Here is a 2,500-nt window from a genome sequence, read left to right on the forward strand (position 1 = left end):
ATTCAGTGGCAAGGTTAACCGAATAGGGAAGCCGTAGAGAAATCGAGTCCGAATAGGGCGTCTAGTCGCTGGGTGTAGACCCGAAACCAAGTGATCTATCCATGGCCAGGATGAAGGTGCCGTAACAGGTACTGGAGGTCCGAACCGACTAGTGTTGCAAAACTAGCGGATGAGCTGTGGATAGGGGTGAAAGGCTAAACAAACTTGGAAATAGCTGGTTCTCTCCGAAAACTATTTAGGTAGTGCCTCAAGTATTACCTGCGGGGGTAGAGCACTGTTTTGGCTAGGGGGTCATGGCGACTTACCAAACCAATGCAAACTCCGAATACCGCAGAGTACAGCTTGGGAGACAGAGCACCGGGTGCTAACGTCCGGACTCAAGAGGGAAACAACCCAGACCGCCAGCTAAGGTCCCTAAAATTGGCTAAGTGGGAAACGAAGTGGGAAGGCTAAAACAGTCAGGATGTTGGCTTAGAAGCAGCCATCATTTAAAGAAAGCGTAATAGCTCACTGATCGAGTCGTCCTGCGCGGAAGATGTAACGGGGCTAAGCCAGTTACCGAAGCTGCGGATTTGCAATTTATTGCAAGTGGTAGGAGAGCGTTCTGTAAGCCTGTGAAGGTGCGTTGTAAAGCGTGCTGGAGGTATCAGAAGTGCGAATGCTGACATGAGTAGCGTTAAAGGGGGTGAAAAGCCCCCTCGCCGTAAGCGCAAGGTTTTCTACGCAACGTTCATCGGCGTAGAGTGAGTTGGCCCCTAAGGCGAGGCAGAGATGCGTAGCTGATGGGAAACAGGTCAATATTCCTGTACCGATGTGTAGTGCGATGTGGGGACGGAGAAGGTTAACTCAGCCAACTGTTGGACATGTTGGTTCAAGCTTGTAGTCGTGCCTGGTAGGCAAATCCGCCGGGCTTAGATGAGGAGTGATAACGAGTCTGCTTGCAGACGAAGTGAGTGATACCCTGCTTCCAGGAAAAGCCACTAAGCTTCAGCTACACACGACCGTACCGCAAACCGACACTGGTGCGCGAGATGAGTATTCTAAGGCGCTTGAGAGAACTCAGGAGAAGGAACTCGGCAAATTGACACCGTAACTTCGGAAGAAGGTGTGCCTTTAGTAGGTGAAGTCCCTCGCGGATGGAGCCCAATGAGGTTGCAAAAAATCGGTGGCTGCGACTGTTTATTAAAAACACAGCACTCTGCAAACACGAAAGTGGACGTATAGGGTGTGACGCCTGCCCGGTGCTGGAAGATTAAATGATGGGGTGCAAGCTCTTGATTGAAGTCCCAGTAAACGGCGGCCGTAACTATAACGGTCCTAAGGTAGCGAAATTCCTTGTCGGGTAAGTTCCGACCTGCACGAATGGCGTAACGATGGCCACACTGTCTCCTCCTGAGACTCAGCGAAGTTGAAATGTTTGTGATGATGCAATCTCCCCGCGGAAAGACGGAAAGACCCCATGAACCTTTACTGTAGCTTTGTATTGGACTTTGAACAGATCTGTGTAGGATAGGTGGGAGGCTTTGAAGTAGGGTCGCTAGATCTTATGGAGCCAACGTTGAAATACCACCCTGGTGTGTTTGAGGTTCTAACCTAGGTCCATTATCTGGATCGGGGACAGTGCATGGTAGGCAGTTTGACTGGGGCGGTCTCCTCCCAAAGCGTAACGGAGGAGTTCGAAGGTACGCTAGTTACGGTCGGACATCGTGATGATAGTGCAATGGCATAAGCGTGCTTAACTGCGAGACTGACAAGTCGAGCAGATGCGAAAGCAGGACATAGTGATCCGGTGGTTCTGTATGGAAGGGCCATCGCTCAACGGATAAAAGGTACTCTGGGGATAACAGGCTGATACCGCCCAAGAGTTCATATCGACGGCGGTGTTTGGCACCTCGATGTCGGCTCATCTCATCCTGGGGCTGTAGCCGGTCCCAAGGGTATGGCTGTTCGCCATTTAAAGAGGTACGTGAGCTGGGTTTAAAACGTCGTGAGACAGTTTGGTCCCTATCTTCCGTGGGCGCTGCAGATTTGAGGAAGCCTGCTCCTAGTACGAGAGGACCGGAGTGGACACACCTCTGGTGTATCGGTTGTCACGCCAGTGGCATTGCCGAGTAGCTAAGTGTGGAAGAGATAACCGCTGAAAGCATCTAAGCGGGAAACTCGTTTCAAGATGAGATCTGCCGGGGCCTTGAGCCCCCTGAAGAGTCGTTCAAGACCAGGACGTTGATAGGTCGGGTGTGGAAGCGCAGTAATGCGTTAAGCTAACCGATACTAATTGCTCGTGCGGCTTGACCCTATAACTTTGATGTACGCAAGTACTTCAAGGAAGTTATGCCAAGTTGACGCATTCAAATGACCATCTCCCAGCGAGATGGCGTCGTAAAAGACAAGCTGATTAGCTCTATAAATTGGTTGCCCAGACCTCTAGTCTGGGTGACAACAAGTTATGCCTGACGACCATAGCGACTTGGTACCACTCCTTCCCATCCCGAACAGGACA

General features: G+C 51.0%; 2 rRNA genes (both only partly in view). Both read left to right on the forward strand.

Annotated features, from left to right (window positions below):
- Window positions 1-2,296 (forward strand): 23S ribosomal RNA (locus RAE21_RS18550); it begins 582 nt to the left of the window's first position.
- A gap of 153 nt (window positions 2,297-2,449) precedes the next feature.
- A 5S ribosomal RNA gene (gene rrf / locus RAE21_RS18555) occupies window positions 2,450-2,500 on the forward strand; it runs 62 nt beyond the window's last position.

Source organism: Rhodoferax potami (assembly GCF_032193765.1).
GTDB lineage: Bacteria > Pseudomonadota > Gammaproteobacteria > Burkholderiales > Burkholderiaceae_C > Allorhodoferax > Allorhodoferax potami.